General features: G+C 52.2%; 23 protein-coding genes and 1 tRNA gene. 13 read left to right on the top strand and 11 right to left on the bottom strand.

Going from position 1 to position 26,113, the window contains the following annotated elements; all coding sequences use genetic code 11:
- The first annotated feature begins 304 nt into the window (after window positions 1–304).
- Window positions 305–1,459, top strand: coding sequence for a HEAT repeat domain-containing protein (locus Pr1d_RS12545; RefSeq protein WP_168205207.1), 1,155 nt, complete (start codon window positions 305–307; stop codon window positions 1,457–1,459).
- Between the two features lie 70 nt (window positions 1,460–1,529).
- Here the strand turns inward: Pr1d_RS12545 and Pr1d_RS12540 are convergent, their stop codons facing one another.
- Window positions 1,530–3,020 carry an SH3 domain-containing protein gene (locus Pr1d_RS12540; RefSeq protein WP_148073849.1) on the bottom strand — a complete coding sequence of 497 codons (1,491 nt, stop codon included), beginning with the start codon at window positions 3,018–3,020 and terminating at the stop codon, window positions 1,530–1,532.
- Window positions 3,021–3,255: 235 nt separating this feature from the next.
- Between Pr1d_RS12540 and Pr1d_RS12535 the strand changes: the two genes are divergently transcribed.
- Window positions 3,256–5,157, top strand: coding sequence for a serine/threonine protein kinase (locus Pr1d_RS12535; RefSeq protein WP_168205206.1), 1,902 nt, complete (start codon window positions 3,256–3,258; stop codon window positions 5,155–5,157).
- A gap of 11 nt (window positions 5,158–5,168) precedes the next feature.
- Here the strand turns inward: Pr1d_RS12535 and Pr1d_RS12530 are convergent, their stop codons facing one another.
- Window positions 5,169–5,405 (bottom strand): hypothetical protein, encoded by a 237-nt coding sequence (locus Pr1d_RS12530; RefSeq protein WP_148073847.1) that lies wholly within the window; start codon window positions 5,403–5,405, stop codon window positions 5,169–5,171.
- A gap of 404 nt (window positions 5,406–5,809) precedes the next feature.
- Between Pr1d_RS12530 and hemL the strand changes: the two genes are divergently transcribed.
- Window positions 5,810–7,108, top strand: coding sequence for a glutamate-1-semialdehyde 2,1-aminomutase (gene hemL, locus Pr1d_RS12525; protein WP_148073846.1), 1,299 nt, complete (start codon window positions 5,810–5,812; stop codon window positions 7,106–7,108).
- Window positions 7,109–7,161: 53 nt separating this feature from the next.
- Here the strand turns inward: hemL and tsaB are convergent, their stop codons facing one another.
- Complete coding sequence (tsaB, locus tag Pr1d_RS12520; protein WP_168205205.1) at window positions 7,162–7,851, bottom strand: tRNA (adenosine(37)-N6)-threonylcarbamoyltransferase complex dimerization subunit type 1 TsaB; 690 nt, start codon at window positions 7,849–7,851, stop codon at window positions 7,162–7,164.
- A 326-nt stretch (window positions 7,852–8,177) separates the two neighbouring features.
- Between tsaB and Pr1d_RS12515 the strand changes: the two genes are divergently transcribed.
- The 4 genes from Pr1d_RS12515 (at window position 8,178) to Pr1d_RS12500 (ending at window position 14,712) form a co-directional block, all read left to right on the top strand.
- On the top strand, window positions 8,178–8,930 hold the full coding sequence (locus Pr1d_RS12515) for a metallophosphoesterase family protein (protein WP_148073844.1): 753 nt from the start codon (window positions 8,178–8,180) through the stop codon (window positions 8,928–8,930).
- Between the two features lie 185 nt (window positions 8,931–9,115).
- Complete coding sequence (locus tag Pr1d_RS12510; protein WP_148073843.1) at window positions 9,116–11,440, top strand: YidC/Oxa1 family insertase periplasmic-domain containing protein; 2,325 nt, start codon at window positions 9,116–9,118, stop codon at window positions 11,438–11,440.
- 143 nt (window positions 11,441–11,583) lie between these two features.
- Complete coding sequence (locus tag Pr1d_RS12505) at window positions 11,584–12,993, top strand: tRNA modification GTPase (protein WP_148073842.1); 1,410 nt, start codon at window positions 11,584–11,586, stop codon at window positions 12,991–12,993.
- 153 nt (window positions 12,994–13,146) lie between these two features.
- Window positions 13,147–14,712: a M20/M25/M40 family metallo-hydrolase gene (locus tag Pr1d_RS12500; RefSeq protein WP_148073841.1), complete on the top strand. Its 1,566-nt coding sequence runs from the start codon at window positions 13,147–13,149 to the stop codon at window positions 14,710–14,712.
- Window positions 14,713–14,816: 104 nt separating this feature from the next.
- On the opposite strand, the gene Pr1d_RS12495 is transcribed toward Pr1d_RS12500, so the two are convergent.
- The gene (locus tag Pr1d_RS12495) at window positions 14,817–15,122 is read right to left on the bottom strand and encodes a DUF971 domain-containing protein (RefSeq protein ID WP_148073840.1); all 306 of its coding nucleotides are present in this window, start codon (window positions 15,120–15,122) and stop codon (window positions 14,817–14,819) included.
- Window positions 15,123–15,225: 103 nt separating this feature from the next.
- Here Pr1d_RS12495 and Pr1d_RS12490 point away from each other — a divergent pair.
- Both Pr1d_RS12490 and Pr1d_RS12485 read left to right on the top strand, forming a co-directional pair.
- A tRNA-Leu gene (locus tag Pr1d_RS12490) sits at window positions 15,226–15,307 on the top strand.
- Window positions 15,308–15,432: 125 nt separating this feature from the next.
- Window positions 15,433–15,687 (top strand): TfoX/Sxy family protein, encoded by a 255-nt coding sequence (locus Pr1d_RS12485; RefSeq protein ID WP_148073839.1) that lies wholly within the window; start codon window positions 15,433–15,435, stop codon window positions 15,685–15,687.
- Window positions 15,688–15,777: 90 nt separating this feature from the next.
- On the opposite strand, the gene lepA is transcribed toward Pr1d_RS12485, so the two are convergent.
- The 3 genes from lepA to Pr1d_RS26480 all read right to left on the bottom strand — a co-directional run bounded on the left by lepA (window position 15,778) and on the right by Pr1d_RS26480 (window position 18,700).
- Window positions 15,778–17,595: a translation elongation factor 4 gene (gene lepA / locus Pr1d_RS12480; RefSeq protein ID WP_148073838.1), complete on the bottom strand. Its 1,818-nt coding sequence runs from the start codon at window positions 17,593–17,595 to the stop codon at window positions 15,778–15,780.
- 56 nt (window positions 17,596–17,651) lie between these two features.
- On the bottom strand, window positions 17,652–18,077 hold the full coding sequence (locus tag Pr1d_RS26485; protein WP_261343817.1) for an ROK family protein: 426 nt from the start codon (window positions 18,075–18,077) through the stop codon (window positions 17,652–17,654).
- Window positions 18,078–18,157: 80 nt separating this feature from the next.
- Window positions 18,158–18,700 carry an ROK family protein gene (locus Pr1d_RS26480; protein ID WP_261343816.1) on the bottom strand — a complete coding sequence of 181 codons (543 nt, stop codon included), beginning with the start codon at window positions 18,698–18,700 and terminating at the stop codon, window positions 18,158–18,160.
- A 640-nt stretch (window positions 18,701–19,340) separates the two neighbouring features.
- Here Pr1d_RS26480 and Pr1d_RS12470 point away from each other — a divergent pair.
- Window positions 19,341–20,093 (top strand): hypothetical protein, encoded by a 753-nt coding sequence (locus tag Pr1d_RS12470; protein ID WP_148073837.1) that lies wholly within the window; start codon window positions 19,341–19,343, stop codon window positions 20,091–20,093.
- Window positions 20,094–20,178: 85 nt separating this feature from the next.
- Here the strand turns inward: Pr1d_RS12470 and mgrA are convergent, their stop codons facing one another.
- The 3 genes from mgrA to Pr1d_RS12455 form a co-directional block, all read right to left on the bottom strand.
- Entirely contained in the window at window positions 20,179–21,174 is a 996-nt protein-coding gene (gene mgrA, locus Pr1d_RS12465) for an L-glyceraldehyde 3-phosphate reductase (protein ID WP_148073836.1), read from the bottom strand.
- Between the two features lie 76 nt (window positions 21,175–21,250).
- Window positions 21,251–22,018: a sulfite exporter TauE/SafE family protein gene (locus Pr1d_RS12460; RefSeq protein ID WP_148073835.1), complete on the bottom strand. Its 768-nt coding sequence runs from the start codon at window positions 22,016–22,018 to the stop codon at window positions 21,251–21,253.
- Between the two features lie 131 nt (window positions 22,019–22,149).
- Entirely contained in the window at window positions 22,150–22,578 is a 429-nt protein-coding gene (locus Pr1d_RS12455; RefSeq protein WP_148073834.1) for a hypothetical protein, read from the bottom strand.
- 130 nt (window positions 22,579–22,708) lie between these two features.
- Between Pr1d_RS12455 and hemB the strand changes: the two genes are divergently transcribed.
- Both hemB and Pr1d_RS12445 read left to right on the top strand, forming a co-directional pair.
- A complete protein-coding gene (gene hemB, locus Pr1d_RS12450; protein WP_210417969.1) occupies window positions 22,709–23,725 on the top strand; it encodes a porphobilinogen synthase in 1,017 nt (338 codons plus the stop codon).
- Between the two features lie 82 nt (window positions 23,726–23,807).
- Complete coding sequence (locus Pr1d_RS12445; protein ID WP_148073833.1) at window positions 23,808–24,371, top strand: GNAT family N-acetyltransferase; 564 nt, start codon at window positions 23,808–23,810, stop codon at window positions 24,369–24,371.
- Between the two features lie 67 nt (window positions 24,372–24,438).
- Here the strand turns inward: Pr1d_RS12445 and Pr1d_RS12440 are convergent, their stop codons facing one another.
- On the bottom strand, window positions 24,439–25,002 hold the full coding sequence (locus Pr1d_RS12440; protein WP_148073832.1) for an RNA polymerase sigma factor: 564 nt from the start codon (window positions 25,000–25,002) through the stop codon (window positions 24,439–24,441).
- A gap of 536 nt (window positions 25,003–25,538) precedes the next feature.
- On the opposite strand from Pr1d_RS12440, the gene Pr1d_RS12435 reads away from it, so the two are divergent.
- The gene (locus tag Pr1d_RS12435; RefSeq protein WP_146451665.1) at window positions 25,539–25,817 is read left to right on the top strand and encodes a ferredoxin family protein; all 279 of its coding nucleotides are present in this window, start codon (window positions 25,539–25,541) and stop codon (window positions 25,815–25,817) included.
- Window positions 25,818–26,113 lie beyond the last annotated feature (296 nt).

Here is a 26,113-nt window from a genome sequence, read left to right as displayed (position 1 = left end):
CATTTCTAGATTTGACCACTGGAATGCTAGCAAGAACTCGTATTGCTGCCCTTGTTCCCAACCGCGCCATCCGGGACAATTCGCCCCTCCATGCTTCTATGAAAACCGTCAGACTTCTCTTTGCTAGCATGTCATGAAATACACTCAACCACTAAATCGAACAGCACTTCTCCTTGTGCTGTGCGCAGGCTTGATCGGAGCAGTAAAGTTTGCGTGGCCACACGTTGCAGCCAGGCAAGAGCGTTTACTCGCACAACGTCTGATCCTGGAAATGGAGCAATCTAATCCTTCGAAAAATCTTATCTTGCTAAGGCAAATCGCAAGCTTGGGAGATTCGGCGCTCGAAGCGTTGGTGGTGGCCGCAGCAGCCGAGCAAGCGAACGTAGCCCTCCAAGCCCGTCAGATCATCGAAGAGAAACTTGGCACGTGGAAAACAACGGTCGAAGTCGATCCTTCTTTTGATTTGAGCCAACCAACACGCATGTTGGCCAGCACCTTGGCCACACACATTCAGAAGTTCGGCCCGCTTGGCCAACAATGGTCAGGCAGCCTGGCATTGGAGTTAGTAGTACTTGCTGACGCCTTGCCAGCAAAGGATGCTGCCCACTTATTGACCGATTGCGACAAGATTCTGGCACAAGTTCCTGCACTGGGCCCACGGAAGCGAACGCTTAACCAGGGCAAGTATGCGGAGCCGACAAGAAACTTACAAGTTTCAACGGAGGGTCAACCCAAACCAGTTCTACTCAATATTCCTAGTGAGCGCGCAATTTCGCTGAAACGCAGAGTTCCAAGTTCACCTGCCGATAAATCACTTCCCGAAAAGATCGAAGCGAAATCAACGACCACGATCAAACTAGCCGAAGAGCCTTTCAAATCGCTCTCGACGACATTGGAGTTGGCTCAAGACTTGGCTTACGAGAAGCATCCTGCAAGCCCATTAGTTGCGTTAGATGCACCGGCAACCATCGAGCAACGGACAGAAGATCAGACGTCAAGCGACTCGCAGAGAGAAAACTCGACGACCTCACTGATCGACGTTCCTGCCCCAGATGAAATGCAAGCTACCATCGCCGCGTTGCATAAGGAAAGCACAGGTGCCTTGTTAAAACGATTACCCTCAACAGACTTCTATACTGCTGGTGCGATTCGAATTGTTCTGCGTGAACGCGGAATCACCGACGAAGAACTTTCGGTCCTTGATCGATTGCTATCTTCCGATCCTGCCGATCGGTTGCGGCTGGTAGGCGAACTAAAGGTGCTGCCTGCCCGTTCAGCGCGTCGCTGGCTGCAAGTCTTGCTCGGAGACAAAGACGCCCAAGTGCGGCTCGAAGCGCTAACCGCATTGGCCACGACCAACGATCCTCATCTTGTAAAGTTTGCCAGAGAGATAGCTGTCCATGATCAGGATTCTCGCGTCTCAGAATTAGCAGCCCGTATCATGCGTGAGGCGAGGTGAATATCCGTGGGGCAGGCATGTTGCCTGTCAATGATTGCAAGGTAGGCAAGATCCCTGCCCCACGAACTAGCTACCGCCGAATCCGGTCCTCGATCAAAGTAACCCGACCCGCGGTGACATGAGCCTTGCGGAATTCAGGGATAAAACCACGTGACCCATTCACCCCAATACGCATTCCCAAATACGGTTGCAGATTCAAATCGGGAGTCGGGGTGATGAACGAAATGACTGCCCCCTTGTCGTCAACGAGAGCATAGCTGGGGGCATCTTTCCCATTGGATGCAACTGGCTTCAAGCGGCCGACCGCATCGTAACGCGGCTCATTGGGACCACCAGATTTCGAATCAAACGGATCGTCAGATTTCAAATCGAGCTCGGCCAACTCTCGAACTCGAGATGTCTGGCCCGTGAACTGACCGTTCTCCGGATTCGGGACCGAGGAACCTTCCACGGGCGGTGAACTTGGCAGCCCCGCTTGAACGTGTTTAAATTGAGCGATCCGTTCTAATAACTCGTGCAAATGCTCGTGTTCGGACACAGAATCACTCTTTTCCATGAGTACCTGAATCTCGGATTCAATTTGGTCGAACTGCCACTCCTCTTTGGGGTGAACCACCACTTGGGAGAGTCGCAATTGCAATTCCTCTACACGTTCCGTTTCAGGCCCCAAGACCGAAGGGGAATTGCCAAATCGAATTCTTGGAGAAGTGCTCACTCGAGGTACTGCGTGTGTCGGAGGAGAGGAACCATCCGCATTCCTTCCAGAGAATTGCGACACCTGTGCTGCTGCGGGGGATCCCGCCACAATTTCAACTTTGTCTGCAGTTCCAGCTGAAAGCAGTGGTGGACTACTTAGAGCTGAGGGCATCGGTGTCGCGGTTGCAATATCCGATTCAGAATTGGCCGACTGAATGGGAACTGCATTTTGCACAAGGTGGGTAAAGCCTCGATTGTTGTCCTTTGAGACTCCTGTGACCAGCGATTGCTTCATCCAACCGGAAGCCTGTTGTACCCCTGCAGAATGCTCCAATGGCGGTGTTCGAGAGACACTCTCCGCAGCAACCCAACGAAATTCTCCTGACGGCGGAGCGATGCGAACCCAACGCGGGTCATCGGTAGCTGCCGCAGGCAACAAGCGGACTCTTTCGTCACGATGTAACATCACTTGCACGGCACTGCGGGCTGGCGAGACACTGCTCCCCACGCGGGCGATTGCGCTCTCAACGGCGATCTCCGCAGTGTGTTGATCAAGCCGATGGATCTCGTGCGCAGCGATCCAACAGAAACTACCTTCCGGTGGGCGGATGGCACACCAGCCTTCACTATCGTGACGATAGACCTCCAAGGCTAAACCCTGAGGTAATTGCTGAGTGGGATAGTACTGCTGACCTGGACCACCACGCGCAAAAGTCTGAGGTGCGCTTACATACGCCACATAGGGGAAAGTAACCTCACAAAGCGCAGCACTGGTCAGCACCGCTACAATTGCAATGCTGGAGAAAAGACCTATGAGAGTCTTCGAAATTCGGCAGTCAGTTGGTACAAAGAACATCCGATCCATATGCTTGCCCTCGTCAGAGCGTGAGTAGATTTTTACTTGTGCAATGGGGAAATGAGTAAGATTGACCGTGGCTTATAGATAATTCGAGCCACCCGCTCAAGGTCTTCCAGAACGCAGCATCTGCTAGCAGCAAGACAAGTACGTTGGTAGGATGGTAATAGAGCGAATACCGTCGGCGCGACTCCTCGAGTCGAGAATAGCCAACTTGGAGATTCGGACCATATTGGGACAACTAATGAAAATAGAGAAGCTGGGTCCCTATCACATTGAACGCCAAATCGGGAAAGGCGGGATGGGTGCTGTCTATGAGGCGACCTACGAAGGACCGGGGGACCCCACTGGTGCTCATGTAGCAGTCAAGGCACTAGCACCTCAGCTAGCAATGGCCGAGGGCTTCCGTGAGCGTTTTGAATCGGAAATCGACTCTCTCAAGAAGCTCAAGCACGACGGGATTGTCCGACTCTACGGCTACGGCGAACAGGAAGGAATTCTCTTTTACTCCATGGAACTTGTCGAAGGGACGAGCCTCGAGGAGGAGATTAACTCCGGCCGTCGATTCAATTGGCAGGAAACCCTATCCATTGGCATTCAAGTCTGCCGCGCACTCAAACATGCCCACGACCATGGGGTGGTACATCGCGACATCAAGCCAGCGAATCTCTTGCTGACCAAAGAGGGCCAAATCAAAATTGCCGATTTTGGCATCGCACGTTTGTTTGGTGGCACTCAACTTACTACCGCAGGGGGAGTACTCGGCACCGCCGACTACATGTCTCCCGAGCAAGCGGATGGCCGACCCGTCACAGAGAAATGCGATCAATACAGCCTCGGTGGAGTGATGTATGCACTACTTGCCGGACGGCCTCCTTTCCGAGCCAAGACGATGCCTGAAATGCTGCAAATGCAGCGGTTTGCTGAGCCAGAACCAGTCCAGCGATTCGCCCCCGACACGCCCGACCAACTCAGTCGTCTCATCCAGCAACTACTGTCGAAGGATCCGGATGAAAGATTTCCTAACATACTGGTTTTGAGTCGGCACATGGAAGCGATGCAGAGAGCTCTTTCTCGACCAGCAAAACCAGAAGAGCCTCAATCAAAAGCGGCACCTTCTGAACACAATGAAAACGACCTGGGAACCAAGGCGACAGATTTAACTTCGGCAATGAAGTCGGATGCAACCAACGGTTCTAAGGAACCAGAATATCTGGTAATGGAGGAGGAAGAGGTAGGCGATCCCAGTAACCTCTTCGATGCTCCCACAATCGCTCAACCAGAATCCATCCCTTCCGTTTCTTCGCCTCTTACGCCGACGCTTGGCCCGGTGGATCCACAAGTTCCAGGCCGGCCAACTGAGACGCGCTTTACTACCCTCGACGAAGAAAACCAGCGTCGAAAGCACCAGGAAGATTCTGATGGCAACCTCTCGCTCTTAGCTCGTTGGACAGCCTTGATTCTCTTACTGGGCACTATTGGTTGGTTGGGCTGGACTCTAACGCGGCCCCCTACTGCCGACGATCTATTCGACACGATCGCGGCCACCATCGAGCAAGAAGGAGATAGTGACTTACGCGCGATCTCAGCGGAGTTATCTGAATTCATGGCTCGCTTTCCGGACGACCCTCGTACGGCAACCGTTGCTGGGTACCTTGAGCAGTTGGAATACCAGAAACTAGCCCGACAAGCCCGTGCAAGAAGTCGATTCAGCGATGCAGGCCAGCTGGGACCAATTGAGCAGATTTATTTGCAAATAATGAACATAAGTGAAGAGAATCCTTCTCGAAGTGAGCTGATGCTCGACGATCTGATCGCTCTATACGATCCCACAGATGCGACTGTCGAAGGGGCGACCGAAGCAAAAATTCAAGCCAGTAATCTATCTGAGGATGAACGTCGTTGGTTGGTTCTCGCGCGACTAGAACTGGAAAAGCTTCGTCAATTAAACGAAGAGCTCGCCGAAGAATTACTCCCCGCACTGAGTGAACAACTACGTTTGGCTGGGACGATCGCACAGCGCAATCCACATCGCGCCGCACAGATGTACCGAGCATTGGTGAACCTGTATGGCGAGCAAGACTGGGCAGCCGAAGTCGTTGCCGAAGCAAAACAAGCGCTAGCCGACCTAACTACAAACCACTAACCGCTACTCTTCTACCAATAACGATAGCGGTATCCGCCATTCCAGTACGGGGTCATCACATGGTAGGAACCATAATTGCCATAGATGTTCCCGTAACTGCCTGGATACCACCCACCGTAGTAGGAATAGGAAGGAACGGCATACGGATAGATTGCAGGACCGCGACCATAGTAGATCTGGGCGTCGGCTACACTTGCCAACAACCCGCCTACGAACAACATCGCACCAATTAACACAAGCCTTCTCATCACATTTCTCCTTACTCTTGAATCTGCCGAAGCTGACTCTCTGTTCTATAAACATGATAGCAAATGATGCGCCAATTGGAGAGGTATCGAAAAGCTCGCCTTTCTCGGCGAAATCTTACTTTCTCACATCCACTTGGCAGCTCATTTCGATCCAGTTGTACTCGAATTGATAACTCTTAGGCCAGCAGTATGGTCGGCAAGCTATTTGATGACCGAGGGAGTTGGATGTTTTAGAAATATCTCCGTTGCTTACTATCCGTCTACTGAAGATTTTGGATCTTGTGCTTCAACCAACGCGGATAGACAAATGACAGATGAGCATGTAGACCTCTGGAGGTGTCGCTTCATACGAGTCGGCAGCTATAATCACGAAATCAGACACCTCCACGCACGCAGGATCTCATATGACCCTACCGAAGAAATCTCGCCCCCAAAGCGAGGCAGCCTTTGAAAAAGCAATGGACCTCATGCCAGGAGGCGTCAACAGCCCGGCTCGTGCATTCGGTGCCGTTGGCGGGACGCCAATCTTCATCGAACGGGCAGAAGGAGCCCATCTGTTCGATGTGGACGGGAACAAATACCTCGATTACATCGGCTCATGGGGACCGATGATTCTGGGGCATCGCCATCCGACAGTCATTGCGGCGTTGGAAGAGGCACTATCCAAGGGAACTAGTTATGGTGCCCCCACCGAAGCCGAGAGTGAACTGGCCGAACGGATTATCGATGCTGTGGCCTCCGTGGAAATGGTGCGGCTGGTCAGCTCGGGCACGGAGGCCACGATGAGTGCCGTACGGTTGGCCCGCGGATATACTGGCCGAGATGTGATTATCAAGTTTGCCGGGAACTACCATGGCCATGTCGATAGCCTCTTGGTGGCCGCGGGAAGTTCGGCGGCGACGCTGGGGACTCCAAACTCACCAGGCGTTACGGTCGGAACTACACGGGACACATTGGTTCTGGAATACAACGACGTATCTGGCTTGGAAAAGGCTTTTGCCACACATGGCGACAAGATTGCTGGAGTAATTCTCGAACCCGTGGTTGGCAACATGGGAGTCGTGGTTCCCACCCAGGAGTTTGTTACTGCACTCAACCGACTCACGAAGGCGCATGGTGCCTTGTTGATTTGCGATGAAGTGATGAGCGGTTTTCGTGTAGCGTTTGGCGGGGCCCAGCAACTCCTGGGACTGGAGCCCGATCTCACGACATTAGGAAAAATAGTCGGAGGTGGACTGCCGGTTGGCGCTTACGGTGGCCGTGAGGAGGTAATGAAGCACATTCTTCCTGCTGGAAAGGTTTTTCAGGCCGGCACACTGAGCGGGAACCCACTGGCCACAGCAGCCGGGTGCGCAACGCTAAAGATTCTTAAGGAGCAGCCACTTTACGATCGCTTGGAACAGCTTGCTTCTCGTTTAGAATTGGGGCTTCACTGCGCCGCCGCAGAGGCCAATATACCACACACTATCGCTCGAGTGGGAAGTATGATGACCTTATTCTTCCATGGCAACGCGATCACCAGCTGGGAACAAGCAAGCCTCTGCGACACCGAGCGATATGCCCAGTTCTTCTGGGGCATGATGGATCGCGGAGTGTACCTCCCATGCAGCCAATACGAGGCGCTGTTCGTTTCATCCGCTCATACAGAAGATGATATAGATCGCACCATCGCTGCGTCAGAGGAAGTGCTGAATGTGGGGTAGCCATCTTGGCTGACATTTCTTCCCAGCCTTGAAGCCTGCTCTATGGGGGAACATCACTCATGTGTTGCCGCGTCCGCTTTTTCCTCCGCGGCACTCTTGCGAAAATAGCTGGGAATCAACTGCATCGGATCAACTGTACTTCCTGCCGAATACATTTCATACCCAAGTCTCCCCACAAGCGACGCTTGGGGGTGCCATAAACTCTTATCTACGAGAGTGACGTCAGACGGCAATCGATCCTTTAGAATACCAAGCGGAGGTCCCATTACTGAGTCGCCTGCTTTCAATTCCGCCAGCCACTCATCACTACTCAAAACTCGAGTATCCGGGTATTGCGGAATATCAGCTCCTTTGAAGCATGCCGCGAAAAGCTCGTGGCGCTGGGCGTCGAGGATTGCCCACAATTTTCCACCAGCATGTGGCACGCTCCCTGCCAATGAGGCAAGCGTATGGACACCAACGAGTTTCGCCCCCACTGCGAAGGCAAGTGCCTTGGCAGCGGTCACGCCAATTCGCAACCCGGTGAAAGACCCAGGACCGGTTGTCACACAAATCAACTCGATCTGGCTGGGTTGCCAGTCGCTCTCACTGCATAACTGGGAAAGTGTAGGAAGAAGGGATTGTGCAGACCGCTGGTCACTGGGAAGCAGCCTCTCGGCAACCAGAGTTACTGGGGAGTGGGAAGCATCCAGCGTCGCCAAAGAACCCTGTCTTAAACTGGTTTCAATAGCAAGAATTCGCAAGTTAATTTCACTTCCCAAAGCCAAATAAGGAGGTCCAAACCTTTGAAAGTAGCATCAAGGCTGCCCCCTTCCAAGGGTGGTACGCCGCATGACCCCACCTTCGGAGAAAAGCTTGGAACCCCCTAGGAAAGAGCGCCGATTCTGTGGGAACAGTGTATGGGATGCCTTGATTGCGTCCTTGACCCTCTTCCAAGGGGTCCTTAGACTGGCAGTTTGGCAATAGCACCGCGATGCTGGCTCTTAGGGGCCCGTGTCCGTGAGGGGGGTACTCTCTCGCTAGTCCAGCAATTTTTGTTCACGCTAGTTGATGTGAGGTCGTCTCTCCGGTGAAACGTGCGGTAATCAGCGATATTCACGGCAATCTCGAAGCACTCGAAGCAGTGCTCGCCCATATTGCCAGCCAGGGAATTGATGAGGTCTTCTGCCTCGGTGACATCATCGGTTACGGGCCCAATCCGTGCGAGTGCCTTGATAAAGTGATCGAGAAGACTGGCATCTGCCTTTTAGGCAATCATGACCAAGGAGCCATGTTTGACCCTGAAGGGTTTAACAGTGGGGCAGAGAGAGCGATCTTCTGGACGCGCAGCCAACTTGAGAACGCCACTGGGCCACGCGATCAAATTGACCGCCGCTGGGATTTCCTAGGTACCCTCCCTCGGGTCCATCGCGATGACCCTTGGCTCTATGTGCATGGTTCTCCTCGAAATCCGGTAAATGAGTATGTGTTCCCCGAAGATATCTACAATCAAAAAAAGATGGAAAAACTCTTCGGACTAATAAATAAGGCAAGTTTTCAGGGTCACACGCATGTTCCAGGCGTGTTTTTAGAGAGTTTGGAATTCATCACGCCCGAGCAAACCAACCATGTGTTTGAATACCGTGACGAGAAGTTCATGGTAAACGTGGGCTCAGTGGGGCAACCGCGCGACGGTGATCCTCGTTCCTGTTATATTGTGCAGGAAGATGACAAGTTGACTTTCCACCGTGTGGAATACGACAACGCCAAGACCGCCGAGAAAATCTATCAGACTCCCGATCTGGATAACTTTCTCGGCGACCGCATCAAGGAAGGCCGGTAATTAGTATTTCGCCTCGCAATTTTCGCAGGCTGGTCTTCCGGGTGAGTAAATATCGCGGCAATAGTGCCGTTTTGATAGGTTCTATCGCCCACACAGTGATTTTGAACATGGCAGGCTGGTTTTAGCGGTAGCCTTCACGACCGCGGCATGTATTAATCGTCTATCATACCTAAGGATCTTTGTTAGTGGATCAACGCCGCATAGTATTGTTTCTGGCTCTTTCGTTTGGCGTGCTGGTTCTCAACAGCATGTTTCTGGCTCCTGCCCGGAATGCGAAGAAACCAGATGAAAAACCGGGGGTTCCGGCAGCAGAGCTTGCTGGCGAGAACGACGTTGCTAATCCCTTGCCAGAGGAAGTGGTCGAAGATCCCGCCAAAGAGGACTCTGACGTTCCGGCAGACTTCCCCGTGGCAAAAGATTCTCCTCTGAGTTATTTGACACTCGGATCAATAGACTCGGATTCGCCCTTCCGTTTGCTCTGCACTTTTACGAATCATGGCGGCTCACTCCGACGAGTGGAATTGGCGAGTTCCCGCTTCCGAGATCTCCACGACCGTGGTGGCTATCTGGGGCAACTGGAACTAGTAGTCTCCCCTAAAGGAGGCCTACTCGTCCAAGTCGTAGGAACAGGCACACCCGCCGCAAAGGCAGGTATCGAAGTCGGGGATCGGCTCCTCTCGGTGGAAGACAAAAAAGGAATCGCCAATCTTGAAACGATCCAAGATTTGCACCAGGTTCTTTCTCGCCGTAGGCCCGAATCCAAGATTCAACTGAACTGTGCGAGAGGTGATGGACAGCCATTCAAGGCTGATGTGACCCTTAGGTGGAGGCCCTTGGAGGTAATTCGTCCAGAGAGCGAGAATATTCTCCTCCGTACAGGTGATCTGCCGGAGGACTTTCCTGCTCCCCCATCCTACCAATTGACTATGGAAAAAATTGGTTTGGAGAAGATTGCTGAAGGAGAAGCAGAAATAGCTGGGCTCCATCTGCTCGATAGTAACTGGGAAATTGTCGACTCTAATTCGGAGAGTATCTCTTTCCGCCAATTGATACCGCATCAGAGTTTAGAAGTCATCAAAACGTTCCGCATGGAACCGATCCCACCCGACCAGCAGGACAACATTAATTATCCAGGTTATTCGCTGACTCTCGATATCGAGATTCGCAATTTGGGGGAGCAGGCTACCGAAGTGGCGTACCGACTCGATGGCCCCAATGGTTTACCAATCGAAGGTTGGTGGTATGCCCGCAAGTTTGGTCGCCTTTGGGGAGCAGCCGGACTGCGCGACGTAGTAGGCCGCTACTTTGGAGGCGATACGGCTGAACAGTCTCCAACAACGATCGCCAAAGGTGATGGCACCAATTTTGAAGGAGGCTCAATGGCCTTCATGGGGGTTGATGCCCAGTACTTTGCCTCCGTCTTGTTGCCGCTAAAGCAATCCCCTGATGAAGTGTGGCTGGAAGTGGTACAGCCTATCCTGTTGAGTCCTCCACCGAAGCCACGTTCCAATGACGGGATGTTTGCCAACGTCACATGCCGGTTGATAAGCAAAGCGAACGTGATCCAGCCGGGGGCATCACTTCAGCAATCTTACACGATCTTCGCCGGACCCAAGCGCCCAGATCTCTTGGCAAACTATTTGGCGGTGAACAGCCCCCAGTATTCCCTCAGTGACCTGATCTACTACGGCTGGTTCGCCCCCGTCGCCAAGGGGATGTTGGCGATTCTGCACTTCTTCTATGGTATCGTCCATAATTACGGTATAGCGATCGTATTGCTCACAGTGTTAGTGAGAAGCTGCATGTTCCCCATCAGCCGCAAGCAGATGCAAAGCATGGCTAAAATGCAGCAGCTCAAGCCAGAATTGGACAAGCTCAAAGAGAAGTACAAGAACGACACACCCAAGCAGTCGCAAGCTATGCAGGAATTGTATCGCAAGCATAAGATCAATCCTCTTGCAGGCTGTCTCCCGATGTTTATCCAGCTGCCCGTATTCATTGGTCTGTATAGATCGCTGGCCGTGGACGTGGAATTGCGGCAGGCACCTCTCTTCGGCGACGCGATACGATGGTGCTCGAATCTGGCGGCCCCGGATATGCTCTGGAACTGGTCAAAGTACATGCCTGACTTCATTAATAGCGGTGAAGGGTTTTTTGGCCTGGGTCCCTACTTGAATATCTTGCCACTAGTGACGTGCGGTTTATTTATTCTGCAACAGAAGCTGGTGATGCCAGAGCCTGCAAACGAGCAAGCGGCACTGCAGCAGAAGATGATGAAATATATGATGGTTTTCATGGGGCTCTTGTTCTATAAGGTTGCTGCCGGATTGTGTATTTACTTCATCGCTTCAAGTTTATGGGGCATCGCCGAACGAAAACTGATCCCGGCTCCCGTTGCGCCGAGTCTCGATTTTGCGACATCGCCTGAGAGCCCTCGCTCAATCAATCGCAGTTCCAAGAATGGCGCAGCGACTAGCAAACAGGCAAAACGGCCGAAGAAAAAACGGTAGTCTTGGCAAGATGTCATTCCCGTGCAGGTCGGAACCCAGATATATCGTGTTGATTTCTGTGTCCTCGCCTTCGTGAGAATGATGGTTCTAACGGTCAAGTCGGATGCTTTATCGAGTTTTCCGAGGCATTAACACTTACTCCTATGGTCCCAAATATCACTGACACGATTGCTGCAATCGGCACCGCCCCAGGAGTATCGGCGAGGGGGATGATTCGCCTGAGCGGACCAGCAATGCTCACTTGCTTGAACGAATGCTTTGAACAGGTAGAACAAGAATTACAGCTTGAAGCAGTCAATTCAGCACAAGCGGTCGTCGGCAATCTGCGATTAAATAATGCCGCCTCATTGCCGTGTGACATGTTTCTCTGGCCCAGTGAGCGGAGTTATACTTGCCAACCAAGCGTTGAGCTACACACTATAGGCTCGCCCCCTCTATTGGACTTCGCCTTGGAGACGTTGTGTCGCTTCGGGGCGCGGATTGCCGAACCGGGGGAATTCACCCTTCGCGCTTTCCTCGCAGGCCGCCTAGACCTAACTCAGGCAGAAGCCGTGCTTGGGCTCATTAACGCCACCGGAGACGACGATTTTCAGTCCGCCTTAGTGCAGCTTGCCGGTGGACTGTCTGAGCCACTCGCTCAACTTCGTGAACAGCTGCTCATGTTGTTGGCCCACTTGGAGGCCGGGCTTGATTTTGTGGAAGAAGACATCGAATTCATTTCTGCTGAGGATCTCAAGTCGCAACTAGTCGAGGCTGTGAATAGGGTCCAAGCTGTCCTCGATCAGTTGGCTAATCGCAACCAACACTTGACCTCTCCCCGCGTCGTCTTGGTGGGGAAACCGAATGCGGGAAAAAGTAGTCTGTTCAACGCCCTTGCCGACAGGTTTGGTGTGATTTCAGAAGGCCGGAGAGCATTGGTATCGGAGGTAGCCGGCACGACACGCGACTTCTTGTCGACTACGATCAATCTGGGTGGACAATGTTGTGAAGTCATTGACACGGCTGGAACCGAAACAGTGGGTCGTGTTGAATCGATCATGAGCATCGCCCAGGAAATGACGGAGACCCAACGAAAGCAGGCAGACTGCTGCGTGCTATGTGTGGACTCAAGGGACGAGGATTTCGAGGACGAAATAGCTAACTTCCTAGTTTCGTCACACAATACAGCTTCCAATTGCCTGGCGATTACTAAGAGCGATCTGTTAGAAGGATGCGAATCCGTCAACCGTCCTCATCCTCATGTGGTATTTTGCAGCAGTCTTACGGGAAAAGGCCTACCTGTGTTGCAACTGACAATTACGAAGTTGTTAGGTAGTTCGGAGAAGTTAGCCTCTTCAGGAGTTGCTGCGACTGCCGCCCGCTGCAGCGAGAGCCTGCGAAATGCCCGTGACTCTCTAAAAAACGCCTTGGAGACACTCTCCGCCCGAGGTGGGGAGGAACTGGTGGCCGCTGACTTGCGTGCAGCCCTCTCGGACCTGGGCCGTGTAGTGGGTGCCGTCTATACCGACGACGTGTTGGACCGTATCTTTAGTCAATTCTGTATTGGCAAATAAAGTTTTCGGGCCCTCGGGGGCAGCTGCCACAAATGGAAGTTGCCACCGCTACGAGCGGACTTTGAACAAACTGAGACTAGTCTTCCAGAGGGGTAGACGATAGTTAATTCAGACATACGAATTCGTATTATTTGCTCCAATTCAGGACACTCAATGACCCGCCTCTGTCTGAATCTTCGATATCGCTTCTTGTGTGCCTTTTTGGTGAGCTTTCTGGCGGCAATCTCGTTGCTAGCTGATGCAGCTGAAAACGCCTGGTATGACATCGCGCGCGCCTCGATCACGACCGCCGAAATTCAGGGACACGTCGATTATCTGGCAGCGGATATGCTTGAAGGACGTGAGGCCGGCTCGCGTGGAGGCCACGCGGCCGCCAAGTACATTCTGGAATTGGTTCAACAAACAAGTCTCGAACCTGCCGGTACAAATGGAACTTTCCAACAACATTTCCAAGGGCATTCGCAAAACCTTCTAGCACTGCTACCTGGTTCTGACCCCGATCTCAAACACGAAACTATCATCGTAGGTGCCCATTACGATCACGTCGGATATGGCAACCGCCGCAATAGCTTCGGTCCTTTTGGCTACGTCCATAATGGAGCAGATGACAATGCCAGTGGGGTATCGGCCGTGTTGGAATTGATAGATGCCCTCACCCGCACCGAGCAACGCCCCAGGCGATCAATTTTGTTCGCCTTCTGGGATGGCGAAGAAAAAGGGCTGCTGGGTTCCTCTTATTGGGTACGCAAGCCGACGGTGCCTCTTAGTAGTGTGAAGCTCGCAATAAACGTCGATATGGTCGGTCGTCTGACTGATGGCAGAATCGAAGTGGGGGGGACGCGGAGCGGCAGCGGATTCCGTCGGCTTATGAGTACCCCCAATCTCAACGAAGCGTGGCTCGATTTTAATTGGGAATACAAGAACAACAGCGATCACTGGACTTTCTTCCAAAAGCAGATTCCTTCACTCTACATCCATACCGGACTCCATGATGACTATCACCGTCCGTCGGATGACGTAGAGAAAATCAACATCCCGGGTATTCGAATGGTCACCAGCTATATGCTAGAGCAAGTCGTGGAGCTTGCCGACGCGGACTACTTACCTGAATATCGAAGTGCAGCGAGGTTGGATAACCCATTCAACCAGACGCGACTCGAGAAACCGCTCCCCCCTATGGCGTCACGACTTAGTTTCACATGGGAGAAAGCGGCGGATGGTTCCTTAGAAGTGAAAGATGGCCTTGAGACAAATAGCACCGTCCAACGCGGCGATAAGATTGTCTCGGTCAACAATTTGCCACTATCTGACGGCATCATGCTGGAGTCTCTCGCTTTGCAAAGTGATTCGCCACTCCAAATGAGCATCAAGCGAGCGGGAATCGACGAGCAACTGGACGTGTCCGTCCCTCTCTCTGGAAATCCAGTACAACTGGGGCTCTCGTGGCGTGATGACCCAGCGGAACCTCAATCGGTTTATGTCACCCGTGTGGTGCCACATTCCCCTGCAGATCGTGCAGGATTCCAAGTCAATGACCGCATCTATGCAGCCGATGATAAGGACTTTGCTGACCGCAATGAACTCTTGCAGCATGTCCAATCACAGATCGCTAACGAGGCTTCCATGATTCGCTTTGAGGTGGAGAGCCGTGGCGTGATTCATCCCCTGGAAGTTCACATGAATGTATTGCATGGCAATACGAGCGATGCATCTTTGTAGAAGCGTAGCACGACTCTCCGAGTCGCATCATATTGTGCAGGTCCGTTTCGGGTGATTGATATTGCGACTACTTCGAGTGAAAACATAAACTCGGGGAGACTCGGCTATGAATTCAGCAACCTGCACAATTCTCGCAGTCGCTCCCAGGTGAAAAGCCCAGCATTGTGCCCATCCGTCCAATGGATGCGAACCGCATAGCTCCCCACAAGCTCCATGCTTTCAATGGAAATATCTTCGGGCACCGACGCAGGATCAAGAATCTGCTCACCGGTCCATTCATTTACACAATGGGCACACTGGCACTGTCTGCGGAGAAAGGCGAACGGGAAATCAATCTGCGAGTCGCCCCAGGCCACATGCAGTTGACCGGACTCCCGATTGGCCTTCAGATCAAGGGGGACATTGCTCATGATTTGCCTTGTTTGCAGGAATTTTCCCAATAACCGTTTCCGAAAATCGGCTAGCCGTAGTACCAGCCGCCGACTATACTTTGATGCTCAGCACGACGTAAGAGGGGATGTGGCGAAATTGGCAGACGCGCTGGATTTAGGTTCCAGTTCCTTCGGGAGTGCAGGTTCAACTCCTGTCATCCCCACTCTTGCGTTAAGTTTAAATCCTCACTTCTAATTCCAAGCACACTCCGTGACTGAAGTTGACGAAATCCTAGTCGCCCGGATTCGGCCAATACTGTAACGCCACAAAGTTGATTCTGAAAAGAAGATGTTTGGCGGCGTCTGTTTTATGGCTAACGGCAACATGTGCGTAGGAGCCTGGAAGGGCTCGCTTGTCGTTCGGCTGGCCAGAAAGAAGCACGACGAGACACAATCCGAGACCCATGTACGACCAATGGACATCACCGGCAAAGTGATGCGAGGCTGGGCACTGGTCGAATCGGCAGGCATCAAGTCTGGTTCTGTTTTGAAGTCATGGGTGCATCGCGCAGCCAAGTTCGCCGAGTTGCTACCGGCGAAGTGACTTACCGATTGGCCGCCATGAGTTCAGGGTTCTGCAATCTGTGTGCAATCCACTTGAAACAGGCAGTTTCTGAGCGTAAGTGAGAAACGCCTACTTCTTCTTCCCCTCTTCTTCCCCAGTCTCCAGCACCGCCAGGAATGCCTTCTGTGGAATGTCGACCGACCCAATGGACTTCATCCGTTTTTTGCCTTCCTTCTGCTTCTCCCACAGTTTGCGTTTGCGGGAAATGTCGCCGCCGTAGCACTTGGCGGTCACGTTCTTGCGCATCGCGGAGATATTTTCTCGAGCTATCACGCGCGTGCCTATGGCGGCTTGCAAAGGAACTTCGAACATATGGCGAGGAATTTCCTCTTTGAGCTTCTTAATCACTGCCCGTCCGCGCACATCCGCATCGCGACGATCGCAAACTATCGACAGGGCATCAATGCGCTCGCCTTTTACGAGGATGTCCATCCGCACTAGTTCCCCCGGCTCGTAGCCCAAGAGCTCATAATCCATAGTACCGTAGCCGCGGGTGGTACTTTTGAGTTTGTCGTGCATATCGTAGATTACGTCGGCCAAAGCCAAGTCGTAAACCAACATTGCACGTGTGGGCGAGAGATACTCGGTCCGCACATAAGTCCCCCGGCGATCGGTGCAGAGTTTCATGATGCCGCCGATGTACTCAGTCGGTAGCACGAAACTGACACGTACAATCGGCTGACGGAATTCCTCGATATCGCCCTGATCTGGCACATCCTGCGGTGTGTGAACCTCCATGGTCTCACCGGTCTTCGTGACGATTTCGTAGGTAACGTTGGGAGCGGTCTGCACGAGATCGATGTCGGCTTCCTGTTCCAACCTCTGCTGGATAATCTCCATGTGCAACAAGCCAAGAAATCCGCAGCGAAACCCGAACCCCAACGCGTCGCTTGTCTCGGGCGAAAACTCAAAGCTCGGATCGTTAATCACAAGTTTGTCGAGTGCTTCGCGAAGTTGCTTGAAATCCTGACCATCGGAGGGATAGAGCCCGCAAAAAACCATTCTTTTTGGCTCCCGATAGCCGGGCAGCTTGAGGGCTGGTTCACCAGTTGCGACGCTCACAGTATCGCCGATGTTAACCTTGTCTAGTGTCTTGATGTTGCAGATCAGGTATCCCACCTGACCTGCAGCTAATGAATTGGTCGCTTTTCGCCGGGGTGTAAAATGACCCAGCTCGATAACTTCGTGCGTTGTTCCTTGCTGCAGAAACTTGATTTTCTGTCCTTTGCGAACGGTTCCATTCATCACTCGGATGTAAGTGATCGCACCTCGAAATTCATCGTACACCGCATCAAAGATCATCGCCTGCAAAGTCGCATGGGGATCGCCTTGAGGAGCAGGAACTCGTTCGATCACCGCCTCCAGGACCTCCTTGCAGCCCATGCCGGTCTTGGCACTACAACCCAAGACTTCTTCGGCATGGATGGCCAAGGTGTGTTCCATTTCCTCACGGACTTCGTCAGGACGAGCGTGCGTCAGATCGACTTTGTTCATTACGGGAACAATCATCAGATCATGCTCCATAGCCGCGTAGGCATTGGCGACCGTCTGGGCCTCGACACCCTGAAATGCATCAACAAGGAGCACGGCTCCCTCGCAGCACGTCAGCGACCGAGACACTTCGTACTGAAAGTCCACATGCCCAGGAGTATCAATCAGGTTGAGTTCAAATTTGTGCCCTTGGTACTGGTAGTGCATCGTCACCGCATGGGACTTGATAGTGATGCCCCTTTGGCGTTCAAGTGCCATATCATCGAGTAACTGCTCTTTCATCTCCCTGAAACTTACTGTTCCAGTGATTTCCATCAGTCGATCGGCGAGAGTACTCTTACCGTGGTCGATATGGGCAACGATGGAGAAATTGCGAATATATTGGGGCGAGGTCATGTGGCGAGGACAATGGAGGGATGGTCTTTGAATCGAATATCAAGTCGACATGCGGCCTAGGGGACTAAAACATCGCATTGTTTGAGATGCTCCAGTCTGGCCAATCCAGCTGCGCCGATGTAGCCCGCATCGCCGCCAAGTTTAGCGAACTCGACTTGCAGTAGCTTGCGAAGCGGGGGTAAGAGGCGAGGTCGCAGTTCATCGCGAACTTTCTGGAGAAACTGCTCTCCAAGAGGGTGCCCTGCACCGCCAAAATTCATTGCCCCGCCAAGAACGACGCACCCCGGATCAACAATGTGGATCAAGGTCCCAATCCCCAGAGCAAGATAGCGAGCCGTTTCCAGGACTATTTCCAATGCCAACGAATCACCCGCCTCGGCTGCTTGTGCAATGGCCAACGGAGTAAGCGATTCGGTTGAGCTAAGTGTCTCTGACAATGTGCTTTCGCGACCTCCTGCCAAGGCATCCGACGCTCTTCCCACGACCCCATAGGAGCCACAATAGGCCTCTAGCGTACCGGAAAGTTTAAGGGAATCGCGCCGAGCATCGGGTCGAGGGTCAATTAGGATGAAACCACATTCCGCTCCACAGCTATGTGCCCCTCCACCAACAAGTCTCGGATAACAACACCGCCACCAATACCCGTTCCCAGGGTAAGCAGCGCCATGCTATGGGTATCGGCTGCTGCTCCCTGCCAGTACTCACCGTAGGCCGCGGCATTTGCGTCGTTGGCAAATCGGACAGGAAGTCCGCATTTCGCAGCGACTCGTTCGCGAATGGGAAAGTCCCACCAACCGGGGAGATTCCCTGGTGTGAGTAAGAGTCCCGCCTCTAGATCCATCGGTCCTGGGGTCGCCAGACCAATTCGAACAACATCTGATTTAGTGACGAGTGCCTCTTCAAGCAAATGTGCTACACCACTTGCGATCCGCTCCACTGCCTGATCAGGCCCTTGCTCTACGTTTGTTGGGACAGAATGATACTCGATTGTTTGGCCACTATCGTCCACTAGTCCCAACTTGATGTTTGTCCCGCCCAAATCAATGCCTACAAACAAAGGGAATTTAGCGTCTACAAGAGGGAGGTGGGCTTCGGGAGCGGACATTTGAGTGTGGCGAGATTCTAGGGACGTGACAGCGGAATTGGACCGCAGTATAGGGATGGGAGATCGAAACCGCAATTCGAGGAGTATTCTATTCCGCTGCGAACATTTTAGAACGACGAGCAATCCCGAACCAACAAGGCACTACGTATGCTTGGGGATACAGCAGAAGAGTTCGGTTGCCGATTCTATTGGGAACTCAGTCGGTTATTGGATATAACTGCCATAGTGCAGGGCACTTGACCTATCCAGGCTTCTGTAATTCTCGCCAAACTAAGCCAAAAGGCTTAGTCTCTTGAGAAGTCGGAAAGGTCGAGAAAAATAAGAAACCACGAATTATCATATGCCTTAAATTAATATTTCCAAGTCCCCCCTCGGAGTACTGCTTACTCCTTGTAAACATAAAGCTGCCCTTCTGAAGCAGGTCCACTTCTCAAGATTGAACAAATTCATGAGTTTAAGGAAAATTATGAAAAAAACTCTTGCAAGGACTAGAAACCCGAGTATAGTACGTGATGTAGAGCGCAGAATCTGCGCAGACGCTATAGTGGCTTATCTAAAGAAACTTGGCTTCTACCTCGCGTCGCAAGGATGTTAGCGACATGGTAAACACTAGATTATTCAACTTGGCAGGAACTGACTAATGAAGACCACATCACGATCTTTTTTCTCGTCGTTGCTGGCGCTTGCGCTTCTCTTTGCAACTGCGGTGGTTTCCGATGCCGCGCCCATTAACTACGGCGATTTCTCTGGAACTTCGGTCATGTATCTCGACGTGACTGAAACGGCAAACTCTCCTGGCGACGACGAGCCACTTTATGGTCCCCCTACCATTTCAGGTAACAAACTCGATTTTGATCCATCTGGTTTTGCCGCTACTGCTGTGCCTGGGACCCCCGACGTTACGGACGGTCAGCTGAATTTCACACTGATGGCCGCTCCCGGCGCAACGTTGAAAACGATTAATATATCTGAAGGAGGCGATTTTACGCTTTTTGGATCCGGCACCACGAGTACGCAGGTTGGTTATGGCATAGCGCTTGGTAGTGTGGTGGTTACTGAGATTAATGGCTCAGCGATAGCGCCAGTAGCCCTCAATGGTGCTTCAGCTTTCGGCAGCAAGAACCTTGTCGCGGACGGTCCAGTGATCGGAGCTTCCTGGGGTCTTACACTGTCCTATGACGTAGATGCAGCGTTGACTGCTGCCAATCTTCCTTTAGGCGCCACTAAACTAGAAATCGCTATCAATGACACGCTACTCGCAATCAGCGAACCGTCCTCTGTGGCATTTATTGCTAAGAAAGATTTCATGATCGACACGACAATCCCCGAGCCTACCTCTATGGCTCTTGCATTGCTTAGCATGGTTGCCCTGGCGTCGAGCCGTCGCCGATAGTTCGGCTTGAAGCTTGTTGAATAATTAAAACAAGGCCGCCCTGGATGGGCTGGCCTTGTTTTTTTGCGCCCTGCCTCGTTTTCGCTTACCTCTGGGCCAAAATATTTTCTATCGAGGACAGTTCGCTCGAATTGAAATCTCGGTTGGCCAGACAACCAACATTTTGTTCTAGCTGAGCGACTGAACTAGCGCCGATCAGAACCGTAGTAATGCGAGGATCTCGCAGTACCCAGGCGAGAGCCATTTGGGCTAGAGTTTGCTCTCTTGAGCTTGCAATCTCGGCGAGTTGTCGGATTTGCTTCAGCCTCGCGGAGGTAATATCAGCTTGTTGGAGAAAGCCATGAGATTTGGCTGCACGGCTATCGCTCGGTATGCCTTCAAGATAGCGGTCTGTGAGCATTCCTTGGGCGAGAGGGGAAAAGGGTATGCAGCCGACCCCCTCTCGTTCGAGCACGTCTAATAGGCCGTCAGATTCTACCCAGCGATCAAACATCGAATACCGTGGTTGATGAATGAGACAAGGAGTACCCATCTCACGGAGGAGCCTACAGGCTTCGACAGCCATATCCGCTCGATAATTCGAAATACCGACGTATAGTGCCTTTCCTTGGGCCACAGCAGAAGCGAGAGCCCCCATGGTTTCTTCCAGGGGAGTATCTGGATCTGGCCGATGCGAATAAAAGATATCGACGTACTCGACGCCCATTCTTTGGAGGCTTTGGTCAAGGCTACTCAGCAAATACTTTCGGGAACCCCATTCTCCATAAGGGCCGTCCCACATCAAGTAGCCTGCCTTCGTTGAGATTATTAACTCATCGCGATACTTCGCGAGATCATCACGCAGAATCTGACCAAAATTCTCTTCCGCCGAGCCGGGAGGAGGGCCGTAATTATTGGCCAGATCGAAGTGAGTGACACCGAGATCAAAAGCACGAAGCCCTATGGCACGATAGTTCTCAAACGAGTCAACTCTGCCAAAGTTGTGCCAAAGCCCCAAAGAAACCGCAGGGAGCTTTAAGCCGCTCCGACCGCAACGCTGGAAGGTCATATTCTCGTATCGTGCTTCGTCGGCATGGTACATCGCGATCTCCTTGGGATACTCAGTACAATTGGGAAATAATTGGCCTCTAGACAAACTGTATTCAAAGCAACTCTTCTCAAGCATTATAAAAATACGGAGAGATAATTGCAGCAAGAGCAGTGAGTGTAATCAGTCCCAAAGTGATGTTACGAAACACGGGCTGTGAGAGACGGGCACCCAAAGGGAGTCCCACCCAGAGCCCTGCTAGAATTGCTGGAAGAACCACAAGCGTTGAACAAACTGGAGTCCAGAATTGTTCACCAAACTGCTGCCAGAAAAACCACATGGCAAGAGGCTGGCCAACGGCCGAGCAAAAAAACAAAAAAGCGCGGGACCTATTGACTCCCCATGTGAGCGAGTTCACATAAATAACTATCGGAGCTCCTCCGATCGAAGCAAAACCCAATAGGAATCCTGACGAGAAAAAAGCCAGTGTTTGCCAGAAGAGATTAAGTTTCTCCCGCCGCTTGACTCTAAAACACCATAGTAGTGAAACCACCGCTAGTAAGATGCCGCCGACCACTTGCTTACTCTGCGAAGCTGTAATCCTTTCAGCAAGCCAGGAAACTGACGCCGTCCCCAAAGGGATTGCCAGTAAGCGAATCAGCGTAGGATAGATCAGATCGCGAATGTCTAGATAGTCTCGAAGTTTCCAAGCCCCTGTTAGATTTTGAATGCTAGTCGAGATGAGGTTAATAATCGCTGCCTCCGGGAGAGAGAAACCACAGATCACCAGAAGAGGTACGCCTAGCAAGCCAGACGCGAATCCCACAGCCCCTTGCACAACGCTCCCGAATGTCATCACCAGAGCAATCAGCAGGATATCGTGAAGAGAGTAGAACATGGCGAATGGGTAAGTCGGGGGGGCATGGACCACCCGATGTGTTGTATAAGTTCAGAACAAGATTCGTGAGTGAGGCCCCAACCTACTCCAAAACCAATTAGCGGCAAGTGCCATCGTGAGATAACCGTGAGCTAGTCCTTCGCCGATTTGACAAACTCTCGTACCTTCTTGAGAAGATCGTCACTGTTCCAGCCTTCTCGAATCGCCTCGGCGAGCATGCGACGCTGATGTTCGTGTGTAAGTCGGGCAACCGCTGCATGCGCAGACCAAGACAGATCTGGATGTCGGTTCTGAGGTGGTACCCGACGTGCCACCGAGGCATAGCGGCTGACCATCTCGGTGGAGAGAGTCTCACCACAAACTTCCCCAAACTCTTCGCCAAAAAGATCTTCACCTCGATTGATCAAATCTCCGATCCACCATGGACTGGCACGTTGGCACCAAATGGCAAAATGAAGCGGCCCTTTCCAGTCGTTTAATTCAGGTTTGCCGCGGACTTTTACATTGGCAGGACGAAATTCAAACGGCCCGAGATTCATTTTGGGGTCTTGAGCAGGCATAAACTGTGGAACTCATCTAGATAAAAGTATGCGAGCATCGAATTCTGCCCATGGATTTTACGGACGACTCCTTGGATAATGGAAGTCTGAATACTAAATCACTAGGCGTCACTCCAGTAATCGCTTCATTATGCCTGATTTTCACCTGAATATGGGGTCTTATCCAGAGACGCGACTCCGGAGAACCCGGCGAAATGACTGGTCGCGGCGTTTGATGCAGGAAAACCGGCTCTCGGTGAACGATTTAATCTGGCCCCTCTTCGTATGTGAAGGGGCTAACATTCGAGAGCCCATCTCCTCACTGCCTGGTGTCGAGCGTTTGGGGATTTCGCAAATTGTCGAAGCAGTCGGAGAAGCAGTCGAACTCGGCATACCTGCCGTAGCGATCTTTCCGGCTACCCCACCAGATAAGAAAACGCCCGAATGCGAGGAAGCAATCAATGCCAAGAACCTGATTTGCCGGGCCGTACGCGCCGTGAAGAAGGCCCACGGTGATCGGATCGGGGTAATTTGTGACGTGGCGCTCGACCCTTATTCAAGCCACGGTCAAGATGGATTGGTCCGAGAAGGCTATGTCGTCAACGACGAAACAGTCGCCATGCTCTGCCGCCAGGCGATTGTTCAAGCGGAAGCAGGCTGCGACATTATCGCCCCTTCAGACATGATGGATGGGCGGGTGGGAGCGATTCGCCGAGCGCTCGACGTGGCGGGTTATCTCGACATACAAATCATGGCCTATGCCGCCAAGTATGCATCGGCCTTTTATGGACCGTTCCGCGATGCGGTCGGTTCGGCGGCCAATCTCGGTGCCGGCGACAAACGGACCTATCAGATGGATGTAGCTAACAGCGACGAAGCGTTGCGCGAAGTGGCACTCGACATTTCTGAAGGGGCCGACAGTGTGATGGTCAAGCCAGGTATGCCCTATCTCGATATAGTACGTCGCGTCAAAGATTCTTTTGGAGTGCCAACATTTGCCTACCAAGTGAGCGGAGAATACGCGATGTTGTGCGCGGCCGCAGAGCGTGGATGGTTAGACAGAGAGAAAGTAATGCTCGAGAGTTTGCTCGCCTTTAAGCGAGCGGGAGCCGACGGTATTCTCACCTATTTCGCGCGGGATACGGCGAAGCTACTGTCCCAGGCTTAAAACGGCTGTGGCATCCGGTCTCATTTTTATCCTATACTTTTGGATAAAAGCTACTGACGCGTCCAAGTGATCGGAAATTCGCGTGAAGGTCGAAATTTTAGAATCCCGTCAACTCACTGCCGAAGATGCCCTGGCCATCGGCCAGTTGATCTTCAAGGTTTGGCCCAAGCCGGGCAAAGACGCCGTTTTTCGACAACGTCAAATGCTGACCCTCGGCCATTGCTACCAGGGCCCCGAAAAGCAAGCTCCCCGCTCTTTTGTGATTCGCGAGCAAGATCGTGTGATCGCCCACGCGGCGGTCATTCCACGGTCAATCAACACTTCGCATGGGGAAATGACCATTGCAGGGCTTTGCAAGGTTTGCAGCGATCCAGATCTACGTGGACACGGCCTCGGCGAAATGGTCGTTCGAGCGGTTTTTGATCTAGTGGACGCCGGCGTGTACGACTTCGCACTTTTTCAGACGACACGACCTGTCAAGAAGTTCTACGAAGGATTGGGGGCCTGCGAAGTGGACAACCGGTTCGTTAACTCCTTGGATCCGAATCCAGATAAATGCCCCTTTTGGGACGAGATTCGTATGCGGTATCCCACAAATCGAGACTGGCCCACAGGTACTATAGATCTACTAGGACCAGGATACTAACGTATCGTGAGCAGATTGGCTCTAGACACCGTTTGACTTGAATTGCCGGCGCCTAGCGCCGATCTACTCAACTCTGTTGTGGCATGCTCCGCAATTTGTTGCGAACACGACTGAGCATGGGGCCAACACTGTTGGACGACATCCCAGTAGTGCGGCAAATCTCCTGGTAAGTCTTGCCTTCCAAGTGATACATGCGGACTACTTGGGCTTCCGTCCCATCAAGCGACTGGAGCAATCGATCTACTTCTTCCCGGTCTTCAATTCGCTGCTCAAAAGGAGCATCGTTCGTGTGAGGCTCGCCGGAGAGCGAACCCAGCGAAGCAGCTTGATGACGCTCGATGAGTTTCTTCACGACAACTCGGCGCGCAATCACAGTCAAATAGGTTGCCAGGCTGCTTTGACCACGGAAATGCCGCAGAACGGCAAAATCGTTGTCTACGATGCTTAGCATGACTTCTCCCACCAAATCGTCGCGATCCGTAGAGGCAAGCAGCACGCTCCGACAATGGGCCGTGTGATTTATGACATGAATCACCAATCCCATAAAGCGGTCAACAAAATCCTCCCATGCGCGGGGCTTTTTTGCCAAACAGCGTTCTAGCAGACTTCGATCAATTTCAGATAAAGCCACGTATCGGGTGCCTCAATCACATTCTTTCAGGGGAAAGAAACGTAGCAACTGCCTGTTGGTAAGAACAGGTCAATCGGGTGTTCCACCGAGCGAAGAGCAGCTTCGGGTGCCCCAAACTGCCAAACTAATGGCTTCCTCGGTGAAAACTAGTGGAACAATCTGCTGGACCGCGTATACTCCAATTCTAAATAGCCAGAAATCTAGGAGCAAGTCGAAGGTGACTCGAACTGGGGCAAACTTGGCAAAACTAGTGATATTTTGGCAAACTATCCGCTTGACAGAGGATTTCCCAGGTGGGTAAATAGCAGTCGAGTGCTTTGCAATTGCCAAAAATGAGGAGAATCAGAGCATGAGATTGTGGTAAAAGTGCTGTGAAATAAGTTCCTGGATTAACACTTGCCTTACTTTTGCCGATATTTGTATCATTCCTCTCAGTTTGGAGTGCTTTTTCGTTGTATTGCGAGGGAGCCTGCACTGGGAATCCAACCGGTACCGCGACCACGTTGGTTTGAGCGACGAAAAGGAGAATATCTGAGATGACGCATGTAGTTTGCGAACCTTGCTTTGCCTGCAAGTACACCGACTGTGTCGTGGTTTGCCCCGTTGAATGCTTCTACGAGGGTGAGCAGATCCTGTACATTCACCCCGACGAATGCATCGACTGCGAGGCATGCGTCCCCGAGTGCCCCGTCGAAGCTATCTTCCATGAAGATAACGTCCCCGAAGAATGGGCCGCCTTCACAGAGCTCAACGCCGAGATGGCACCCCAGTGCCCGGTCATCACCGAAAAGAAAGAGCCTCTGGCCGACAGTTGAGCGGCGATATTGGTTTGCCGCGACGGTACTGTAAGCTGCGATGCGGAGCGACTCCATAGTGGAGCGCTTTCCGCCACGCTCTTTGCTCGTGTCGCTATCGCTCAGGGGTCGACAACTACTCTGACTCGCGTTCGGTCATTTCAATACGGGGCCACGCTTCGATGAGCCCCTATGGCTCGCGTGCTCGCAACAAGCGCATCCATTCCTATACGAGACACATCACCTACCTCCTCTACAGAGATCAGTAGGTCATCTCGCACCTCATTTCTTTCTTTCCTCGTGTGTCTCACATCTGC

Source organism: Bythopirellula goksoeyrii (assembly GCF_008065115.1).
Classification (GTDB): Bacteria; Planctomycetota; Planctomycetia; order Pirellulales; family Lacipirellulaceae; genus Bythopirellula; species Bythopirellula goksoeyrii.
This window is presented reverse-complemented; position numbering and strand designations above follow the sequence as displayed.

Excerpts from the sequence above, each read along its gene's own strand:
- hemL (WP_148073846.1), top strand. The coding sequence starts at position 5,810 with ATGACCCTACCGAAGAAATCTCGCCCCCAAAGCGAGGCAGCCTTTGAA.
- hemB (WP_210417969.1), top strand. The coding sequence starts at position 22,709 with ATGCCTGATTTTCACCTGAATATGGGGTCTTATCCAGAGACGCGACTC.
- Pr1d_RS12505 (WP_148073842.1), top strand. The coding sequence starts at position 11,584 with ATGGTCCCAAATATCACTGACACGATTGCTGCAATCGGCACCGCCCCA.
- Pr1d_RS12495 (WP_148073840.1), bottom strand. The coding sequence starts at position 15,122 with ATGAGCAATGTCCCCCTTGATCTGAAGGCCAATCGGGAGTCCGGTCAA.
- Pr1d_RS12530 (WP_148073847.1), bottom strand. The coding sequence starts at position 5,405 with ATGAGAAGGCTTGTGTTAATTGGTGCGATGTTGTTCGTAGGCGGGTTG.
- Pr1d_RS26480 (WP_261343816.1), bottom strand. The coding sequence starts at position 18,700 with ATGTCCGCTCCCGAAGCCCACCTCCCTCTTGTAGACGCTAAATTCCCT.
- Pr1d_RS12470 (WP_148073837.1), top strand. The coding sequence starts at position 19,341 with ATGAAGACCACATCACGATCTTTTTTCTCGTCGTTGCTGGCGCTTGCG.
- Pr1d_RS12455 (WP_148073834.1), bottom strand. The coding sequence starts at position 22,578 with ATGCCTGCTCAAGACCCCAAAATGAATCTCGGGCCGTTTGAATTTCGT.
- Pr1d_RS12540 (WP_148073849.1), bottom strand. The coding sequence starts at position 3,020 with ATGGATCGGATGTTCTTTGTACCAACTGACTGCCGAATTTCGAAGACT.
- mgrA (WP_148073836.1), bottom strand. The coding sequence starts at position 21,174 with ATGTACCATGCCGACGAAGCACGATACGAGAATATGACCTTCCAGCGT.
- Pr1d_RS12535 (WP_168205206.1), top strand. The coding sequence starts at position 3,256 with ATGAAAATAGAGAAGCTGGGTCCCTATCACATTGAACGCCAAATCGGG.
- Pr1d_RS12500 (WP_148073841.1), top strand. The coding sequence starts at position 13,147 with ATGACCCGCCTCTGTCTGAATCTTCGATATCGCTTCTTGTGTGCCTTT.
- Pr1d_RS12460 (WP_148073835.1), bottom strand. The coding sequence starts at position 22,018 with ATGTTCTACTCTCTTCACGATATCCTGCTGATTGCTCTGGTGATGACA.
- Pr1d_RS12435 (WP_146451665.1), top strand. The coding sequence starts at position 25,539 with ATGACGCATGTAGTTTGCGAACCTTGCTTTGCCTGCAAGTACACCGAC.
- Pr1d_RS12485 (WP_148073839.1), top strand. The coding sequence starts at position 15,433 with ATGTTTGGCGGCGTCTGTTTTATGGCTAACGGCAACATGTGCGTAGGA.
- lepA (WP_148073838.1), bottom strand. The coding sequence starts at position 17,595 with ATGACCTCGCCCCAATATATTCGCAATTTCTCCATCGTTGCCCATATC.